This is a genomic window from Saccharopolyspora sp. ID03-671 (assembly GCF_045278815.1).
GTDB classification, from domain to species: Bacteria; Actinomycetota; Actinomycetes; order Mycobacteriales; family Pseudonocardiaceae; genus Saccharopolyspora; species Saccharopolyspora ipomoeae.
In genome coordinates this window covers 2,771,894-2,786,903 of the sequence record NZ_CP134054.1, presented here as the reverse complement: position 1 = coordinate 2,786,903, position 15,010 = coordinate 2,771,894, and the positions used below count along the sequence as shown (strand labels likewise).

The 15,010-nt window shown below is 67.9% G+C and carries 17 protein-coding genes; 10 read left to right on the top strand and 7 right to left on the bottom strand.

Features of this window, described 5'->3' with window-relative positions; genetic code table 11:
* The first annotated feature begins 309 nt into the window (after positions 1-309).
* Positions 310-747: a DUF5313 family protein gene (locus tag REH65_RS12520; protein ID WP_183658434.1), complete on the top strand. Its 438-nt coding sequence runs from the start codon at positions 310-312 to the stop codon at positions 745-747.
* Positions 748-822: 75 nt separating this feature from the next.
* Here the strand turns inward: REH65_RS12520 and REH65_RS12515 are convergent, their stop codons facing one another.
* The 5 genes from REH65_RS12515 to REH65_RS12495 all read right to left on the bottom strand — a co-directional run bounded on the left by REH65_RS12515 (position 823) and on the right by REH65_RS12495 (position 5,357).
* Positions 823-1,656 carry a hypothetical protein gene (locus REH65_RS12515; RefSeq protein WP_183658431.1) on the bottom strand — a complete coding sequence of 278 codons (834 nt, stop codon included), beginning with the start codon at positions 1,654-1,656 and terminating at the stop codon, positions 823-825.
* Positions 1,657-1,739: 83 nt separating this feature from the next.
* On the bottom strand, positions 1,740-2,402 hold the full coding sequence (locus REH65_RS12510) for a carbonic anhydrase (RefSeq protein ID WP_221219868.1): 663 nt from the start codon (positions 2,400-2,402) through the stop codon (positions 1,740-1,742).
* A 79-nt stretch (positions 2,403-2,481) separates the two neighbouring features.
* Positions 2,482-3,339 (bottom strand): DUF2637 domain-containing protein, encoded by an 858-nt coding sequence (locus REH65_RS12505; protein ID WP_406692553.1) that lies wholly within the window; start codon positions 3,337-3,339, stop codon positions 2,482-2,484.
* Positions 3,336-3,638, bottom strand: coding sequence for a hypothetical protein (locus REH65_RS12500; RefSeq protein WP_406692552.1), 303 nt, complete (start codon positions 3,636-3,638; stop codon positions 3,336-3,338). The genes REH65_RS12505 and REH65_RS12500 overlap by 4 nt, the downstream gene beginning before the upstream one ends.
* Before the next feature lie 912 nt (positions 3,639-4,550).
* Entirely contained in the window at positions 4,551-5,357 is an 807-nt protein-coding gene (locus tag REH65_RS12495) for a MerR family transcriptional regulator (RefSeq protein WP_406692551.1), read from the bottom strand.
* A gap of 86 nt (positions 5,358-5,443) precedes the next feature.
* On the opposite strand from REH65_RS12495, the gene REH65_RS12490 reads away from it, so the two are divergent.
* The 8 genes from REH65_RS12490 (at position 5,444) to REH65_RS12455 (ending at position 11,685) form a co-directional block, all read left to right on the top strand.
* Positions 5,444-6,250 (top strand): SDR family oxidoreductase, encoded by an 807-nt coding sequence (locus REH65_RS12490; protein ID WP_406692550.1) that lies wholly within the window; start codon positions 5,444-5,446, stop codon positions 6,248-6,250.
* A 15-nt stretch (positions 6,251-6,265) separates the two neighbouring features.
* On the top strand, positions 6,266-6,598 hold the full coding sequence (locus REH65_RS12485) for a nuclear transport factor 2 family protein (RefSeq protein ID WP_406692549.1): 333 nt from the start codon (positions 6,266-6,268) through the stop codon (positions 6,596-6,598).
* A 184-nt stretch (positions 6,599-6,782) separates the two neighbouring features.
* On the top strand, positions 6,783-7,010 hold the full coding sequence (locus REH65_RS12480) for a DUF2795 domain-containing protein (RefSeq protein ID WP_406692548.1): 228 nt from the start codon (positions 6,783-6,785) through the stop codon (positions 7,008-7,010).
* A gap of 204 nt (positions 7,011-7,214) precedes the next feature.
* Positions 7,215-7,916 (top strand): M15 family metallopeptidase, encoded by a 702-nt coding sequence (locus REH65_RS12475; protein WP_406692547.1) that lies wholly within the window; start codon positions 7,215-7,217, stop codon positions 7,914-7,916.
* 151 nt (positions 7,917-8,067) lie between these two features.
* Entirely contained in the window at positions 8,068-9,402 is a 1,335-nt protein-coding gene (locus tag REH65_RS12470; protein WP_406692546.1) for a lipase family protein, read from the top strand.
* Positions 9,403-9,695: 293 nt separating this feature from the next.
* The gene (locus REH65_RS12465) at positions 9,696-10,382 is read left to right on the top strand and encodes a GPP34 family phosphoprotein (RefSeq protein ID WP_406692545.1); all 687 of its coding nucleotides are present in this window, start codon (positions 9,696-9,698) and stop codon (positions 10,380-10,382) included.
* Between the two features lie 84 nt (positions 10,383-10,466).
* The gene (locus tag REH65_RS12460; RefSeq protein ID WP_406692544.1) at positions 10,467-11,228 is read left to right on the top strand and encodes a PIG-L deacetylase family protein; all 762 of its coding nucleotides are present in this window, start codon (positions 10,467-10,469) and stop codon (positions 11,226-11,228) included.
* Positions 11,229-11,400: 172 nt separating this feature from the next.
* Positions 11,401-11,685: a hypothetical protein gene (locus REH65_RS12455; RefSeq protein ID WP_406692543.1), complete on the top strand. Its 285-nt coding sequence runs from the start codon at positions 11,401-11,403 to the stop codon at positions 11,683-11,685.
* Between the two features lie 272 nt (positions 11,686-11,957).
* On the opposite strand, the gene REH65_RS12450 is transcribed toward REH65_RS12455, so the two are convergent.
* Entirely contained in the window at positions 11,958-12,749 is a 792-nt protein-coding gene (locus REH65_RS12450; protein ID WP_281456299.1) for an ion transporter, read from the bottom strand.
* Between the two features lie 142 nt (positions 12,750-12,891).
* Between REH65_RS12450 and REH65_RS12445 the strand changes: the two genes are divergently transcribed.
* Positions 12,892-13,446 (top strand): glycerol-3-phosphate responsive antiterminator, encoded by a 555-nt coding sequence (locus tag REH65_RS12445; RefSeq protein ID WP_406692542.1) that lies wholly within the window; start codon positions 12,892-12,894, stop codon positions 13,444-13,446.
* Between the two features lie 101 nt (positions 13,447-13,547).
* Here the strand turns inward: REH65_RS12445 and REH65_RS12440 are convergent, their stop codons facing one another.
* Positions 13,548-14,957 (bottom strand): FGGY-family carbohydrate kinase, encoded by a 1,410-nt coding sequence (locus REH65_RS12440; RefSeq protein ID WP_406692541.1) that lies wholly within the window; start codon positions 14,955-14,957, stop codon positions 13,548-13,550.
* Positions 14,958-15,010: the final 53 nt, after the last annotated feature.

Genomic DNA, 15,010 nt, shown 5'->3' with positions numbered 1-15,010 from the left:
GCGGCACGCTGAGGTTTGGCAATGACTGCTCAGTCGAGGGAGTCGTGGTGACTACATCCGACTCCCCAAAGCGGGCACGGAAAGTCCAGTGGGCTGTCCAGTGCGACAGCCCACTGGGCATCGCTCGGCGCCGACCAGCCTGGAACGTTCGCAAAATGGACGTTCGGGACCACTCGTTGGTGATCTTCGATGGATCCACTGGCTTTGAGCCGAGCGGCTTTGCGGATGCCGCGCTCCGCCATCGCTAGATGGCAAGGTGAGGGTGCCCAACACACGCTTACGCTGACCTCGCATTGATGGACCGAATCTATGTGCCAAGATCTTGAATCTGCCAGCCAGTCTGTAGGCGAGGGAGGTCGGCGACGTCCAAATCCTGCGCTGTGGCTGTACTACCAGTATGGAGGCAGGCTGCCAGCGAGGTACAGCAAATGGATTCTCCACGACGGAACATGTACAACATGGCTGCTGCGTGTCCTGATCCGCAGCCTCGTGCAGATCGCTCCAATCGCCATCGCGCTGTTCGTTACGCTAGGCGTGCTTGGCGGTAATTGGCCACTTGCTGCCGGCTCACTCCTGCTCGGGATTCTGGTCGTCGTCAGAATTTCACTGACCAGCGCAACGGACAGTGTTGACAATCGGCTTGCGAATTACGGGTTCCCGCCAGGACACGGGTCAAGAGTGCGTAGTCAAATCGACGAGGCTGCAGCGGCGCGATACCGCGCGAGATGGCGACAAGACCGCCCCTAATTGTCATGACAACTTAGTGCGATAAGTGTCTTTACCTCTCCTTGGGATTTATCAGCCCTTGGTTCGAGGCGCTTCTCATGTGCCACGTGGATGTCGCACCGCCTGGCGAACGGTCCATTCAATACTGTCCGTCAGGGCGGGATCTATACCGGGGAAATCCTGGTCTGGTGGAGTCATCGTACACAGAGCTTGAGCCACTGCGGCGTACACGTCGATATCGATCCTTGTTATGGGCGAGTCCAAGGCGACGTTGAGCAGTCCAGGCAAGGCCCCGATGGAGCCGACGAAATCTTTGTCTTTGGGGGTGAGGATCGCAGGTCCGGTTTCGCCTAGCGCGCGGAGGTCATCATGCTGCTCGGTTCGCAGGTCGATAACGGCATCGGCGTCCTGAGAAACGCGTTCTAGTGGAAAAATTGGGGCATCTGCTTCCTTCCAGAACGCGATGTCAAAGATCTGGACAGCCATGAGCAAGGGGCCGAGGTTGGGCAGGGTGCTGCCTTCGGCGAGGACGACTTGACTGGTAGCAGTCGCGCGTCCTCTGCGCGTCAGGATTGTCAACAACTTTGCGCACAGGGCCATTGCAGTGACGTCCTGATCAGCGATCACAAGGCGTCCCCCGGACCCGCCTCCCAAGTTTCGCTGAACGGTCGCCAGTCGCGAAGCGTCCGTGTGTACGAGGTAGACCGCCCGGACCTCCGCAGGCAAGGCGCGCAAACCATCAACAAGCTCATGGGCGTCGTAAGCATTCAGCAGGATGTCGCAGGCCCTTGGCCCTCCGAGTTGCCGAAGCAACCTGGCGTACCCGCGTAGCACCGAGTCCAGCTCGAATCCCACGGGTTCGGCCAAGCCGCTCCCGTCACTGACCACGGCGACGGGCATAGCGAGGCCGTTGGACTGGTCGGTGGTCACCGTTTCACTCTCGCACTTGTGGAGGCTGATCGATCCCGCCACCGTCGTGTGCAGTTGTCCTTTGCCACGGACAGGTCAGTAGGTCACTGATCCCGTCGCTCGGACGGAAAGGCGGTTCCGTCTTCCGTTGGAAGCCCGCGGCTTGCCACCAGTCCCGCCGTGCCCTCGGCCAGCCGGTACGACAGGCCCGCGATCGCACAACGGCCGGCTTCGACCTCGGCCGCGAGCAGGGTGGAGCGCCCCACCAGATAGTCGACGGTCCGCCGGATGTGCTCATCCACAAACTGATTGATCTCGGTCAGGCCAGCCGCACGTCCAGACAGCACACTCGGCGTCACTCGCTCCACGACATCCCCCAGGTAACCGGCTGGCGCGACACCGTCACGGTGAGCCTCAGCGGCTGCCGTGACAGCTCCGCACGAGTCATGCCCGAGCACCACTACCAGTGGCGCCCCTAGCACGCTCACCCCGTATTCGATGCTTCCTAGAACCTCCGGCCCTGACACATGGCCAGCCGTACGTACGACAAAGAGATCGCCCAGACCGCGGTCGAAGATGATCTCGGCCGCGAGGCGGGAATCCGAACACCCGAAGAGCACAGCGAAGGGACGTTGGCCCGGCGTCAGGGCGGATCTGCGGTCCGCGTCCTGGTTCGGGTGCAACCGGTCGCCGTGCACGAAGCGCTCGTTGCCCTCCACCAAGACAGCGAACGCGTCTTCAGGAGAGGAGGGGATGAAGCTGGACATACGTAGCAAATTACCGAACTATCGATGAGGACGGGCCGTGGCACTTGTCACCCGCAGTCCAACGCCTGGCTTCTAGGACTCACCCAACGTGAGGTAAGAGGACGGCGGGCTGCCGAGGTTCGACAGCTGCTGCGGTTCGGGTGTTCATTCCACTGCCGCCAGCACGGCTCCGGGTTGGCGGTGTTGGCGGATGTGGCGGGTGAGGGTGCGGGCTCGTTTCGAGCCGATGCTGAGTTTTCGGCGGAGGGTGTCGGCGGAGATCGGACGTTGGTAGAGGTTCCAGTGTTCGGCGGTATGCCTCCTCGCGCAGCGGATCATCGTCCTCACCGTGCGGTACCTCTGAGTCTGCGTCGGTGGTGTTGGCGCTGTGACCGGGCACGTTGTTCACGACCGTGCGCAGCGCTGGCACATCGTCGGCCTCTTCGGGCACCTCTGGTGACGTGCTGGCTTCGCCCGAGTCCGTCGAGTGCGGCTGCGCTGATGCGCTCTCGTCGGACTCGGGAACAGTCCCACTCGTCGTCTCGGCGTGGCGCCGTTTGAGTGCCTGGTTGAGTAGTTCGACTGACAGCAGTAGCGCTAGTGGTGGGCAGGCGGCTACGGCGATGGAGAAGGTGTTCAGTTCGGGTGCGGAGGCGATGTTGGCGCATAGCGATAGCCCGATGCCGAGGGCGAAGGAAAGCCATGCTTTCCACTGCCCGGTGGCGCGGTGGCGGTGGCCGGTTTTCCAGAGTTCGATGGTGGCCATCGTCAAGAGTCCGTCGACGATGAGTGGCCAGAGGGTGGCGGTGGTTTCGTCGGCGCCGAAGCGCAGGGCGAAGTCGCGGCCGTGCCGGTAGGAGACGTAGGCGGCGCCCGCGGCCACCAGGAGGGTGCAGGCGCACTGTAGATGCAGTGATCGATCGGGGGTGGGGCTCGGTGTGGATGGCGTGCTGGTCATCGGGCTTCACCTGCCCGGGGCTGTCCGTGGGTGTCGCGGATCGGGACGCCGCGTTCGTGCAGGCGTTGGCGGACGGTGCCGGCGGCGACGTCCATGCGTGCGGCGATGCGGGTCAGCGACCATCCCTGGTTGTAGAGCCGGACGGCGTCGTCGATCTGCTCGGTGGTCAGGCCGCGGCGGCGCATCGGGATATCGTGGCGGTGCAGGATCGCGCTGACGGTGCGGCGCTCGATACCGAACTGATCACCCAGCTCGTAGACGGTGGAGCCGGACTTGTAGCCCTCGATCAGTTGCTGCACCTGGTCGTCGCGGAGTCGCCGGGTGCGGCCGGGCTTTGCCCGCTTTGGTGTCGGTTGGGACGGTGCAGTCAGGTCCGGCAGCTCCTTTCGCAGTGTTTCCAGTGCGCTGACCTGGGCTTTTGTGTTCGAGTAAGCTCCCCCAACCTCCACCTCGATGACCAGGGCCGATGCTTCCGAGCATCGGCCCTGGTCTGTTTCTGCCTGTCTAACGCTCTAACAAGCTCTTCGTCGTTCTGGCGAGAACTTGGTCAACACGGCTCACCCTGTCGTCCGACGGGTAGTGGGTCCCGGTTGCTGCCCGTCCGAATGGTGTTCACGGGTGGGCAGGCACCCGAATCCGCTACTTCACTTCACCGCGCTCTCGGCGGTCACCGGGTCGCGGTTCCCGCTTCGCAGCAGCATCAGGCTGCCACCCCACAGGGCGAAGAGCAGCAGCACTCCCAGACGCGCCACGGGCGGCTCGTCTGCGTGGGGGCCGCCGGGAAGTTCCCACGTGCACGTTCGGCCCGGCGGGAGCCAGGACCATTCAGCGGTGCCGAACACGGACGTTCCCGGGCCGAGTTCGCAGGAGGTCGTGCCAGCGAGATACCCCTCGGCCGCCAACATGATGATCCATCCCGCCAGGGCAAGCGCCCAAACCGCGCCCAACAGCCCAAGTTTCGAACTGAGCGGCATCATTTGCGCTCCTTTTGGCGGATTCACGTAGCAGCATCCTTGGCCTCGTGGGGGTTGGGCTGTCCGCAGGACGCCCGGGACCGGAGCGGGGTTGTTCCGAGAATGCTTGTGCCGCACCGTCTTGTTGTCCATCGGCTACCCGACTCAGCCCCCACGCCACCGAAGGCAGCGCCCTGGCGGTGACGCTCCGGCGAGGATCGTCCCTGGTCACCGCTGCCGCTGCCAGTGCCGGGTCATTCACGTCGAGGACAAGTGGAAGACGGGCCAGCCGATCTCCGTGCGCCACGATTCCGGCGCGGGGTCGTCGCGAGGTCCGCACAGGTAGGTCTCGTGGGTGGGGCCGTCAACGGCGAGAGCGTGCTCGGCGACCCAGGAACCGAGCCTGCCGTACGTGACGTCGATGTCATCGTGCGGGCCGCGATGGACCGCGACCGCGAGTTCCACCGCTGGCAGGGTGTGCGGGGCGACGCGACCGGTTGCCCGAACCTCGCTGACCGGCCGGTAGACCAGGACAGTGCCTCGCCCCGCGGTGAACAGCTCGTTGTCGTACAGGCCTCCCGGCGGTCCGACGCACCCGGCGACGGCGGCGTCGAGTTCAGCCATCGCTTCGTCGTACCAGGCCAACACTTCGTCCAGCCCGACCGTTCCGCTGACTGCGGCCACAGTCCGGGCCGGCACCGATCGCAGCTCCACCGCCAGCCGCTCGACGTCCGGCCAGAGCAGCTGACGCAGCGACGTGACCGCGGCCCGGGTCCGATCGAGCTGAACCTCCATCCGCCGCAGATGCCCGGCGATCAACCCCGAGCGCTCCTCCGTGTCCTCGGTGGCGAGGATCCCCTTCACCTCGGCGAGCGGCATGTCCAGCTCCCGAAGCCGGTGGATTACCTGCGCGTTGGGGATCTGCCCACTGGTGTAGTAGCGGTAGCCGGTCGCCGGATCAACTGAGGCCGGCTCCAACAGCCCGGACTCGTGATAGCGGCGCAACGTGCGCACGCTCAGGCGGGTCAGCTGGGCGAACTCCCCGATGGTCAGGCCGTGGCGCATGCGACCACTGTGCACCCTCTCCCCGCGGGAGGCTCAAATCCATGCGGCTGGTACTCTCTCCCCAGGTGAGACCCCACGGTCGCAGCATGACGAACTCAGGACGTGCCGGCCGGATCAGCGAACGCCTCGATGGCAGGCGGGCATTGGTGACCGGTGCGAGCAAAGGGACCGGCGCCGCGATCGCCACCCGGTTGCGGGAGGCTGGGGCGACGGTGATGGCGATCGCCCGCACGCGCCCAGCGGACCATCCGAGCCCGGGCCTGTTCCTCACGGCCGACCTCACCACACGCGAAGGCGTCACCACCGTCGTCGACGAAGTGCGCGAACGGCTCGGCACGGTCGACATCCTCGTGCACACGCTCGGCGGTTCGCATACCTCGCCCGGTGGCTTCGCCGCGCTTACCGACGACGACTGGGACGACGAGCTCAGGCTCAACCTGCTCGCTGCGGTCCGCCTGGACCGCGCCCTGCTGCCACCGATGATCGAGGCCCGCCGCGGGGCGGTGGTGCACGTCTCCTCCATCCAGCGACGTCTGCCTCTGCACGACTCGACCCTGGGCTATGCCGCGGCAAAGGCAGCACTGACCACCTACAGCAAAGGGCTCGCCAACGAAGTCGGCCCGCACGGCATCCGGGTCAACGTCGTCTCGCCCGGCTTCATCCGAACGGCTGGTGCCGACGGCCTGATCGACCGGACGGCTCAAAGCCTGGACATCTCCCGGGAACAGGCGCTGAAGCAGATCATGGATTCTCTCGGAGGCATCCCGCTCGGCCGCCCTGCCGAGCCCACCGAGGTCGCCGAACTCGTCGCGTTCCTCGCCTCCGACCGCGCCGGCGCCATCACTGGAACCGAACACACCATCGACGGCGGAACCGTCCCGACCGTCGGCTGAACCTAGGAGTACTCCATGACCACCGAACTACCCCACCCGATCAGCTCATTCCTGGCCGCCCACCGCGTCCGCGACGTCGACGCGGCGATGCGGTACCTCACCACCGACGCCACCGTCACCGATGAAGGCCGCACCTACCGCGGGTCAACCGCGATCCGCGCCTGGGTGCAGCGAGGGGGCAGCGAGTACACCTACACCAGCGAGCTCACCGAAACCGAGAAGGTTGACGACGACCACTACGTGGCGACCCACCACCTGGAAGGCGACTTCCCCGGCAACGTCGTGGACCTTCGATTCCAGTTCACCCTCCGCGATGCGCAGATTACGAGCCTCGTCATCACCCCCTGAGAGCTGGTTCACCGTGGTTTTCGCGGTCACCTCCCAGGTGATGCGGTCGGAACCCGGTCCGCTTCTCAACGTCTGCACGGCCTCCACCGGCGCGGACGGCCTCGCCGTCCTGGGCGCGTGGGGAACGGGGAAAGCGGGTAGCCCTCGCGTGGACCGTGCATCAGCGACGAGGGACGGAGTGGTCATGACCAGGAGAGATGACATGCGGGTCGCCAAGGCGCTGCAGGGGCTCGACTTCCCCGCCGACCGCGATCAGATCCTCGATTTCGCCACCGACCGCGAGGCCGACGCGGAAACCCTCAGCGCGCTCCGGTCCATCCCGTCCGCGCGGTACGCCAGCAAGGACGAGGTCGTGCACGCGGTTCCCCAGGAACCCGAGGGCGATGCCCCGGGTGGTACCGCGCGCGGCTGACTTCGCGTTCGCAGGCCGTCGAGCGCCCCCGGAGCTATCGTGACCGGCATGGTCCGGGGGCTGGCTCTTCTCGTGTTCGCACTGGTGGCGGCGTGCGGGACCACCTCGCCGCCACCACCCGCTCCCAGCGCGCCCCCTCCCAGCACGCCCGCACCGAGTCCCGCCCAGCCGCCGCCCCCTGCGCCGTCGCCCCCCGCGCTTCCGGTGAAGCAGGCTCCCGACGGGTTCGTGCGGTTGCGGGATGTGGATTCCTCGATCTTGGAGGACGTGCGGTACGCGACTCCGCACAACTTCACCGGGGATCCCGTGCCCGGGTACGACGAGCCGATGTGCGTGCTGACCCGCCCGTTGGCGGAGGCGTTGCACCGGGCTCAGCAGCAGCTCGTGCCCGAGGGGTATTCGCTGAAGGTGTACGACTGCTACCGGCCGCAGCAGGCCGATGACCGGTTCGTCGAGTGGGCGCAGAACGACGACCACCGGATGAAGGACGAGTTCTACCCGGGCCTGGCCAAGTCGGAGCTGTACTCGGCGGGCTACATCGCCGAGAACTCCGGGCACAGCAGGGGGAGTTCCGTCGACCTGACGCTGGTGCGGTTGCCCGCCGCGCCGCAGCGGCCCTACGTGCCCGGTGAACCGCTCCACCCCTGCACCGACCCCGAAGGCAAGCGGTTCCCGGACAACAGCGTCGACATGGGCACCGGGTTCGACTGCTTCGACGACCGCGCGCACACCGACGACCCGCGCATCACGGGGGAAGCGCGGGCCAACCGGGACGTGCTGCGCGACGCGATGACCTCCGTCGGGCTGCAGGGCTACTCGGGTGAGTGGTGGCACTTCAACCTGCCCGACGAGCCGTTCCCCGGCGAGTACTTCGACTTCCCCGTCAACAGCGCGGCTTTCCGCTGATCGGGCGGTTCGGACCAAGTTCGTCGTTGCGCGACGCAACTTTCGCGGTGGTGCGTCGTTGACCATCCCGACATGACACGCACGGGTCGCCTCGCGGCCCGATCGACTTGCGCAGTTCGCACCATCCAAAGACGCAGGGAGCGACCCGCAAATGCCCCGATCCGTCCTGCCGGCGCGCGGAATCATCACCGCGGCCGCGTTGTCGCTGGTCATCGCCGGTGTGCAGGCAGCACCCGCGCTGGCCGACGAGGCGCCGACCACTCCGCCGATGGTCAGCGCCGACTTCTACGACCCGCCCGCCGAGCTCCCCGACGCCGACGGGGCCCTGGTGCGCACCGAGCCGCTGCCGCTGGCGCTGAGCCTGCCCAGCATCGGCGGCCAGCGGCTGCCCGGAACGGCGACGCGGCTGATGTACAAGACCACCGACTCCACCGGCAAGCCCGCCGCGGTGACCGGGGCTTACATCGAACCCGCAGCTCAGTGGCGCGGCGAAGGTCCGCGGCCGGTGGTGGCCGTGGCGCCCGGGACGATGGGGCAGGGCGACTCCTGCTCGGCGTCGATGGGCCTGGAGCGGCCGATCTCGCTCAACGGCGACTCGGTGTCGGTCGGCTACGAGGACATCGCGATCTACCGGCTGCTCGCCGAAGGCGCCGCCGTGGTCGTCACCGACTACGTCGGGCTGGGCACCACCGACCGGCTGCACACCTACGTCAACCGGATCGACGGCGGGCACGCGGTGCTCGACGCGGTCCGCGCGGCCCGGTCGCTGCCCGGCACCTCGATCACCCCGGACTCGCGGGTCGCCCTCTACGGCTACAGCCAGGGCGGCGGCGCCACCGGATCGGCGGCCGAGCTGCAGCCGACCTACGCCCCCGACGTCCCGCTCGCCGGCGCCTACGTCGGTGCACCGCCCGCGAACCTCACCGAGGTCATCGGCGGCATCGACGGCAGCGCCCTGGTCGGGGCGCTCGGCTGGTCGCTCAACGGCTTCATCCAGGCCAACCCCGAGCTGCAGCCCATCGCCGACGAGTACCTCAACGAGGATGGCAAAGCCGCGCTGGAGGACCTGTCGACCTCCTGCATCGGCGACGGCATCTTCCGCTACGCCTTCGGCCGCAGCTCGCAGTGGACCACCACCGGGCAGACCCTCGGCGAGGTCGTCGACGCCGAACCCGCGGTGCGCGATGTCCTCGACGAGCAGCTGATCGGCACCCACCAGCCCGCCACCGCGGTCCGCGTGGCGACCGGCGTGCAGGACGACATCGTGCCGCACGAGCAGGCCCGCCAGCTCGCCGTCGACTGGTGCAACGCGGGCGGCGACGTCACCTACGCGCCCGTGCAGATCCCCGACCTGGGCAAGGGGCTGCTGACGAACCACCTGGTCCCGCTGCTCAACGACCAGGGCGCGGCCATCTCGTGGCTCACCGACCGCCTCAACGGCACGCCCGCCACCAACAACTGCAGCACCCTCCCGGAACAACCCTGACGCGCAACGGGGCCGCGCCCCTCGCGGCCCCGTTCGCAGGGTCCGGCCGACGCTGGAGTTGATCTCGGAGGTGCTGCGAGGACGGTTTTTCCTCGAATCACCCATGATCGATGTCCGTTTTGCCCGGACAGTTCTACTGTCACCTGGCGACCCTCGTGGCCTCGCCAGGCGGCGAACACCGCGCTCCTTCGAGGTGTTCGTGCGGAGCCGCGTGCGCTCGTGGATCGTGACTTGAGCGTGCCGCAGCGGCATGGTTTACACCTGCTCTCGGGAACACGTCCGAGAGGAAGACCATGCACCACGACCTGCTGATCGTCGAAGACCTGATGTTGCTGCTGCTCCACGACGAGCACGGCACCATCGCCCAGGCCGGGACCCTGCACTACACGCTCGGCGGGGCGATGCTCGTCGAACTCGCGCTGCGCGGCGCGATCGAGACCGAGGAAGGCGGGGCGAGCCTCAACGGCCCCCGGGTCCGGGCGGTGGAGAGCGCGGTGCTCGAAGATCCGCTGCTTCGGTCGGCTCACGCCGAGGTCGCGCGGAAAACCCAACGCGCGCAACCACTCCTGATCAGCATCGGCGGCGGACTGCGGGAACCGGTGATCGACCGGCTCGTCGAGCGCGGCCTGATCCGCCGTGAGCAGAAGCGGGTGCTCGGGGTCTTCCGCACGACCACGTGGCCGGCCGAGGACACCCGGCACGAGGCGGAGCTGCTGGCCCGGGTGCGCGCCGTCCTCGAAGACGGCGAGGAACCCGATCCGCGCACGGCCGCGGTGATCGCGCTGCTGTCGTCGAGCGGCGCGCTGCCCGGGCTCCACCCGAACCCGAAGTGGTCGAGCCGGGTCGCCACGCGGGCCAAGGAGATCGAGCAGGGCAACTGGGGTGCGACGGCCGTGAGCGCCGCCGTCACCCGGACCGCGGCGGCCCTGGCCGCCTCGACCGCGGCGGTCAGCGTCACCGTCATCACCGCGGTGCAGTAGCCCGAACAGCGGTGCGAAGGTGCGGCGGAGCGGGGTTGGCGGGGGCAGAATCGGGGCACCTGCGACCGAGGGAGGGCCGTCGCGATGGTGCTGCCCGCTCTGCCCGACGAGACGTTCCGGCGCGTGCTGTGCGTCGTGGCGCACCCGGACGACATGGAGTACGGCACGTCGGCTGCCGTCGCCCGCTGGACGTCGCGCGGTATCGACGTCGGATACCTGCTGCTCACGCGGGGTGAGGCGGGGATGCCGAACCCGCCGGAGGAGACCGCTCGGCTGCGACTGGCCGAGCAGCGCGCCGCGTGCGCGACCGTTGGCGTCGAGCACCTGACCGTGCTCGAACACCCTGACGGGGTGCTCGAGCACTGTGTGGGGCTGCGCCGCGACATCTGTCGGGAGATCCGCCGGTTCACCCCCGACGTCGTGGTCATCGGCACGCCGTTCGAGATCGAGACCCCGATGGGCTTCAACCAGGCCGATCACCGAGTGGCGGGCGTGGCGACCGCCGACGCCGTCAACGACGCCGGCAACCGGTGGATCTTCCCCGAGCAGGTCGACGACGAAGGGCTCGCCACCTGGAACACCCGGTGGATCCTCATCCCCGGCATCGCAGGGGAGCTCGCCGCCACCCACGCCGTCGACGTCAGCGGCCGCCCCCTCGAACTCGGCGTCGCGTCGCTGGAGGCCCACGCCGCATATCTCGCCGCCATCCCGGACCACCCGGCGCCGGACGACTTCATCCCGAAGATCCTCGCCGCCAACGGCAAGCACGCCGGAGTCGACCACGCGGTCCTCTTCCGGGCCCAGGACCGCCACGCACCCCCGACGTTCCTGGAGGACCTGGTCTGATCACACGTTCCCGGTGAAGTAGGCCGTGGTCGAGGCGAACGCGTTCGGCTTCACCGACAGCTGCAGATCGCCGGAGGACCCCTCGACCTCGAAGCTTTCAAGCACCGCGGGTTCAGCAGCCCGGCTACTGGTCGTCTGAGGTGTTCTCCGAGCGGTACCGGCATTCACGGCAGTGGAAGTGGATGTCACGGATCGAATTGGCCTGCACGACGGTGTCGGCACGGTCTACGACGAGTTCGTTGCGGACCCGATCCGACGTGTCTTGGTCGGAGGCCATCGGCTCAGGAGCGCGATTCGGGAAGAGCTTCGCGGAGCATCGGTCGGCGAGGCCGATCGCTATCCGAACCAGGAACGTGGTCAAGGCTATGACCAGCGCTATCGCGCCTCCGTAAAGGAGGATCCGGATCGTGTTTTGGGCAGTACTCCCCGCAAGGGCATTAGCAGAAAGGATGCATAATGCTCAAGTCAAACGGGTTCAATTCGCTGACGGTCCTTTCGTCGCGAGGCTGCCGCATTGATCGTACCGCTCATTCGATCGCTGCGGAATGGTCTGATCGGGGTGAGAGCCGAGAGCACCTGGCCGGTTGGGGTTTTTCGGGGCTGGCTTTGGACGTCGTAGGGGCGGGCTCGACGGGCTGAGGTTGTGTGGCTCTGCTGGGGAGGCACTATTCGCTGCCAGGGTGTCGTTCATGGTGATGACGTTCTCGGCCCCGGCGATGGCGTGCCTTCTCAGCGGTACTCGGCGCGGTAGGCGGTGGGGTCTGCCGGGGGTTCCGGGTCGGGGTCGGTTTCGTGGAGGCCGAGCTGGACGGAGCGGCGGATCTGGTCGCGGTTCTCGCGGACGACCTCGGTGAAGAACTGGTCCGTGCGCTCGTCGTTGAGCACGTCGAGGATGACCCGGATCGTGGTGTCCACGATGGACTTGACGATCTCGTCGTGGAACGGCAGGTGCTTGATCCGGCCCACCTGCTGGTCGTTCTTGAGCTTCTCGGTGACGATCTCGCGCAGCACCTCGCGGTGCTCGCCGAGCGAGCGCGCGACGTTCTCCGGGTAGTGCCCGGTCTCGACGACCTTGACGACCTCGTCGAGCACCGCCACCGTGATCGGCTTCTTGATGGCCAGCACGATCGGCCGGGAGAAGCGCTCGATCACCCGCTGCGTCACGCGCTCGCCGAACGCTCGGTCGGCCGTGCGGGCCAGCCGCATCAGCACCACGACGACCCGCAGCAGCCGGAACCCGCGCAGCGCGGGGTGGGCGACCGGGATCATGCCGAGGATCTCGTACCAGCTGGCCAGCGGGAACCGCCGCTGCCAGCCGGTTCCGCGCCACCGCCAGAGGAACTCGACGAAGAACACCCCGCAGATCGCGGTGTCGATGACGAACACCGCGTGCGCGGTCTCGGGCGAGGTGTCGAAGAACATCGCGTAGCAGAGCAGGCCGAGCGAGAACACGGCGAGCACGAGCATCGAGATGTCCACGGCGGTGGTGCTGCGCCGCGGAGCTGCGATCGCGCTGGTCATGGTCCCGCATTGTGACGGTTGTTCGCGTCCGCCCGGTACAGGCGCGCGTGGTGCCCGGCCGAACCGTTATCGGCACCGTGACCGACAGCACCCCGCGAACCGGCTGTCGGTGCAGGTCGCGGGGGTGCGAGCATGCCTTCTCGTGGAAGAACTGCTGCTCGATAACCCGGTCATCGCCAGCGTCAAGGACGAGGCCGGGGTGGACGCCGCGCTCCGGGCGGAGTGCCCGGTGGTGTTCCTGCTGTTCGGTTCCGTGCTGACGCTGCCGCCGCTGGTGGAGCGGCTGATCGCCGGCGGCAAGACCGTGCTGGTCAACGTCGACATGGTCGACGGGCTGGAGGCCAAGGACGTCGCCGTCGAGTTCGTGCGGGCCCGGACCGGTGCGGCGGGCGTGCTCAGCTCCAAGGCGGCCGTCGTCAGGGCCGCGCGGGCGCACGGGCTGCTCGGCGTGCACCGCTGCTTCCTGGTCGACTCGTTCTCCTACCGCAACGTCGGCAAGCAGCTCGCGATCTCCAAGCCCGACTACGTCGAGATCCTGCCCGGCTGCGTCCCGCGCGTGATCAGCTGGCTGCGCGCGGACGTCGAGGTCCCGATCATCGCCGGCGGCCTGGTCTGCGACAAGGACGACGTCGTCGCAGCTCTCGGCGCCGGCGCCACGGCCATCGCCTCCTCCAACACCGACGTCTGGTCCATGTGACCCGTCCCCGGCATCGAAAACCCCGGCATTCGTCGCGTGAAAACCGCAATTTTCGTCGCGTGAAAACCGGAGTTTTCGACCGGGGGACACTCGGTGCGGGGTCAGCCGAAGAGGGTTGTTGAGCGGTGGAAGATCTGGTCGGTGTGGTGGGTGATGTCGCGGTGGATCTCGCGCAGTCGGGTGTAGAGGTGGTGGTCGTCGGGGTTCGGGGTGAACACCTCGGGGGTGGCGACCATCGTTGCCGCCGCTTCGTCGGCGTTGGGGAACAGGCCGAGGCCCACGCCTGCTGTGATCGCTGCGCCCAGGGCTGCGCCGTTGTTCGCCGTGCGCGAGGCGGGGAGGCCGAAGACGTCGGCGATGATGCGCATCATCACGTCGGCCTCCGCGCCGCCGCCGGAGACGATCACCCGCGAGAACTCGGTGCCCAGCTCGGCGGCCATCGCCTCGGCGTGCTCGACCATCGTCAGCGCGATCGCCTCCAGCACGGATCGGTGCAGGTGGAAGCGGCCCTGCCTGCCGTCGAAGCCGAGGAAGGCCCCCTTGCGGTGCGGTTTCTCGGTCGGAGCGAGCCAGTCGAGCACGGTCATCAGCCCGTCGCTGCCCGCCGGAACCCGTGATGCGCCGTCGTCGAGGTACTCCTCGGGGCTCAGCCCGGCCTCCCGCGCGGCGCGCGCGACCTCCTCGCCGAACAGCTCCCGCAGCCAGCTGACGGTCCACATGCCGCGCCGGATCCCGCCGCTCTCGTAGAGGTACTCGCCGGGCACGCACCCGAAGTTCGTCCAGAACCCGGTGGCGTCGCGGACGTTGCGCGACCCGGTGGTCATGCCCGCGATGTAGGTGCCCAGTGACAGCAGCAGGGAACCCGGCTCGCGCAGCCCGCTGCCCAACGCCTCGACCGCCTTGTCGTTGGCGGTGGCGACCACCGGCAGACCAGCGGGCAACCCGGTGCGCTCGGCGGCCGACGCGGTCACCGTCCCCAGCACCTCACCCGGCATGACCAGGTCGAACAGCATTTCGCGGGGAACGCCCCCGGTGTCGCCGCGCCACTGCCAGGTGTCGGTGTCGATCGGCCACGCGCCCTGGTAGTTCGCCGCCGTGTCGCGGAACTCGCCGGTCAGCCGGTGCGTGATGTACCCCGAGGACGTGGTGACGCGGGCGACGGCGGGATCGGTGTGCTCGTAGGGCCGCGACACCCGCTCGTCCATCCAGCTCAGCACCGGTGCCGCCAGGGTCCCGTCGGCGCGCAGCAGCGCCCGGCAGAACCGGATCGTGCACAACCCGACCGCGACGATGTCGCCCGGATCGCCGTCGAAGGACGCCATCGCCTCCCGGCAGGCCGCGCCGATCGAGGTCCACAGGTCGTCGTCGGGGTGCTCGACGACGCCCGGGCGCGGGGTGTGGTTGGGCCGCAACGGTCGTCGGCCCCGGCTGACGACGGTGCCGCGCTCGTCGAAGATGCTGACCTTGGTGCTCTGCGACCCGTTGTCGATGCCGACCAGGTAACGCGTCAACGTGGAAACCAATCGAGGGAGGAGGGGGAGGCGGCCGCGCCGTTGCGGCCGCC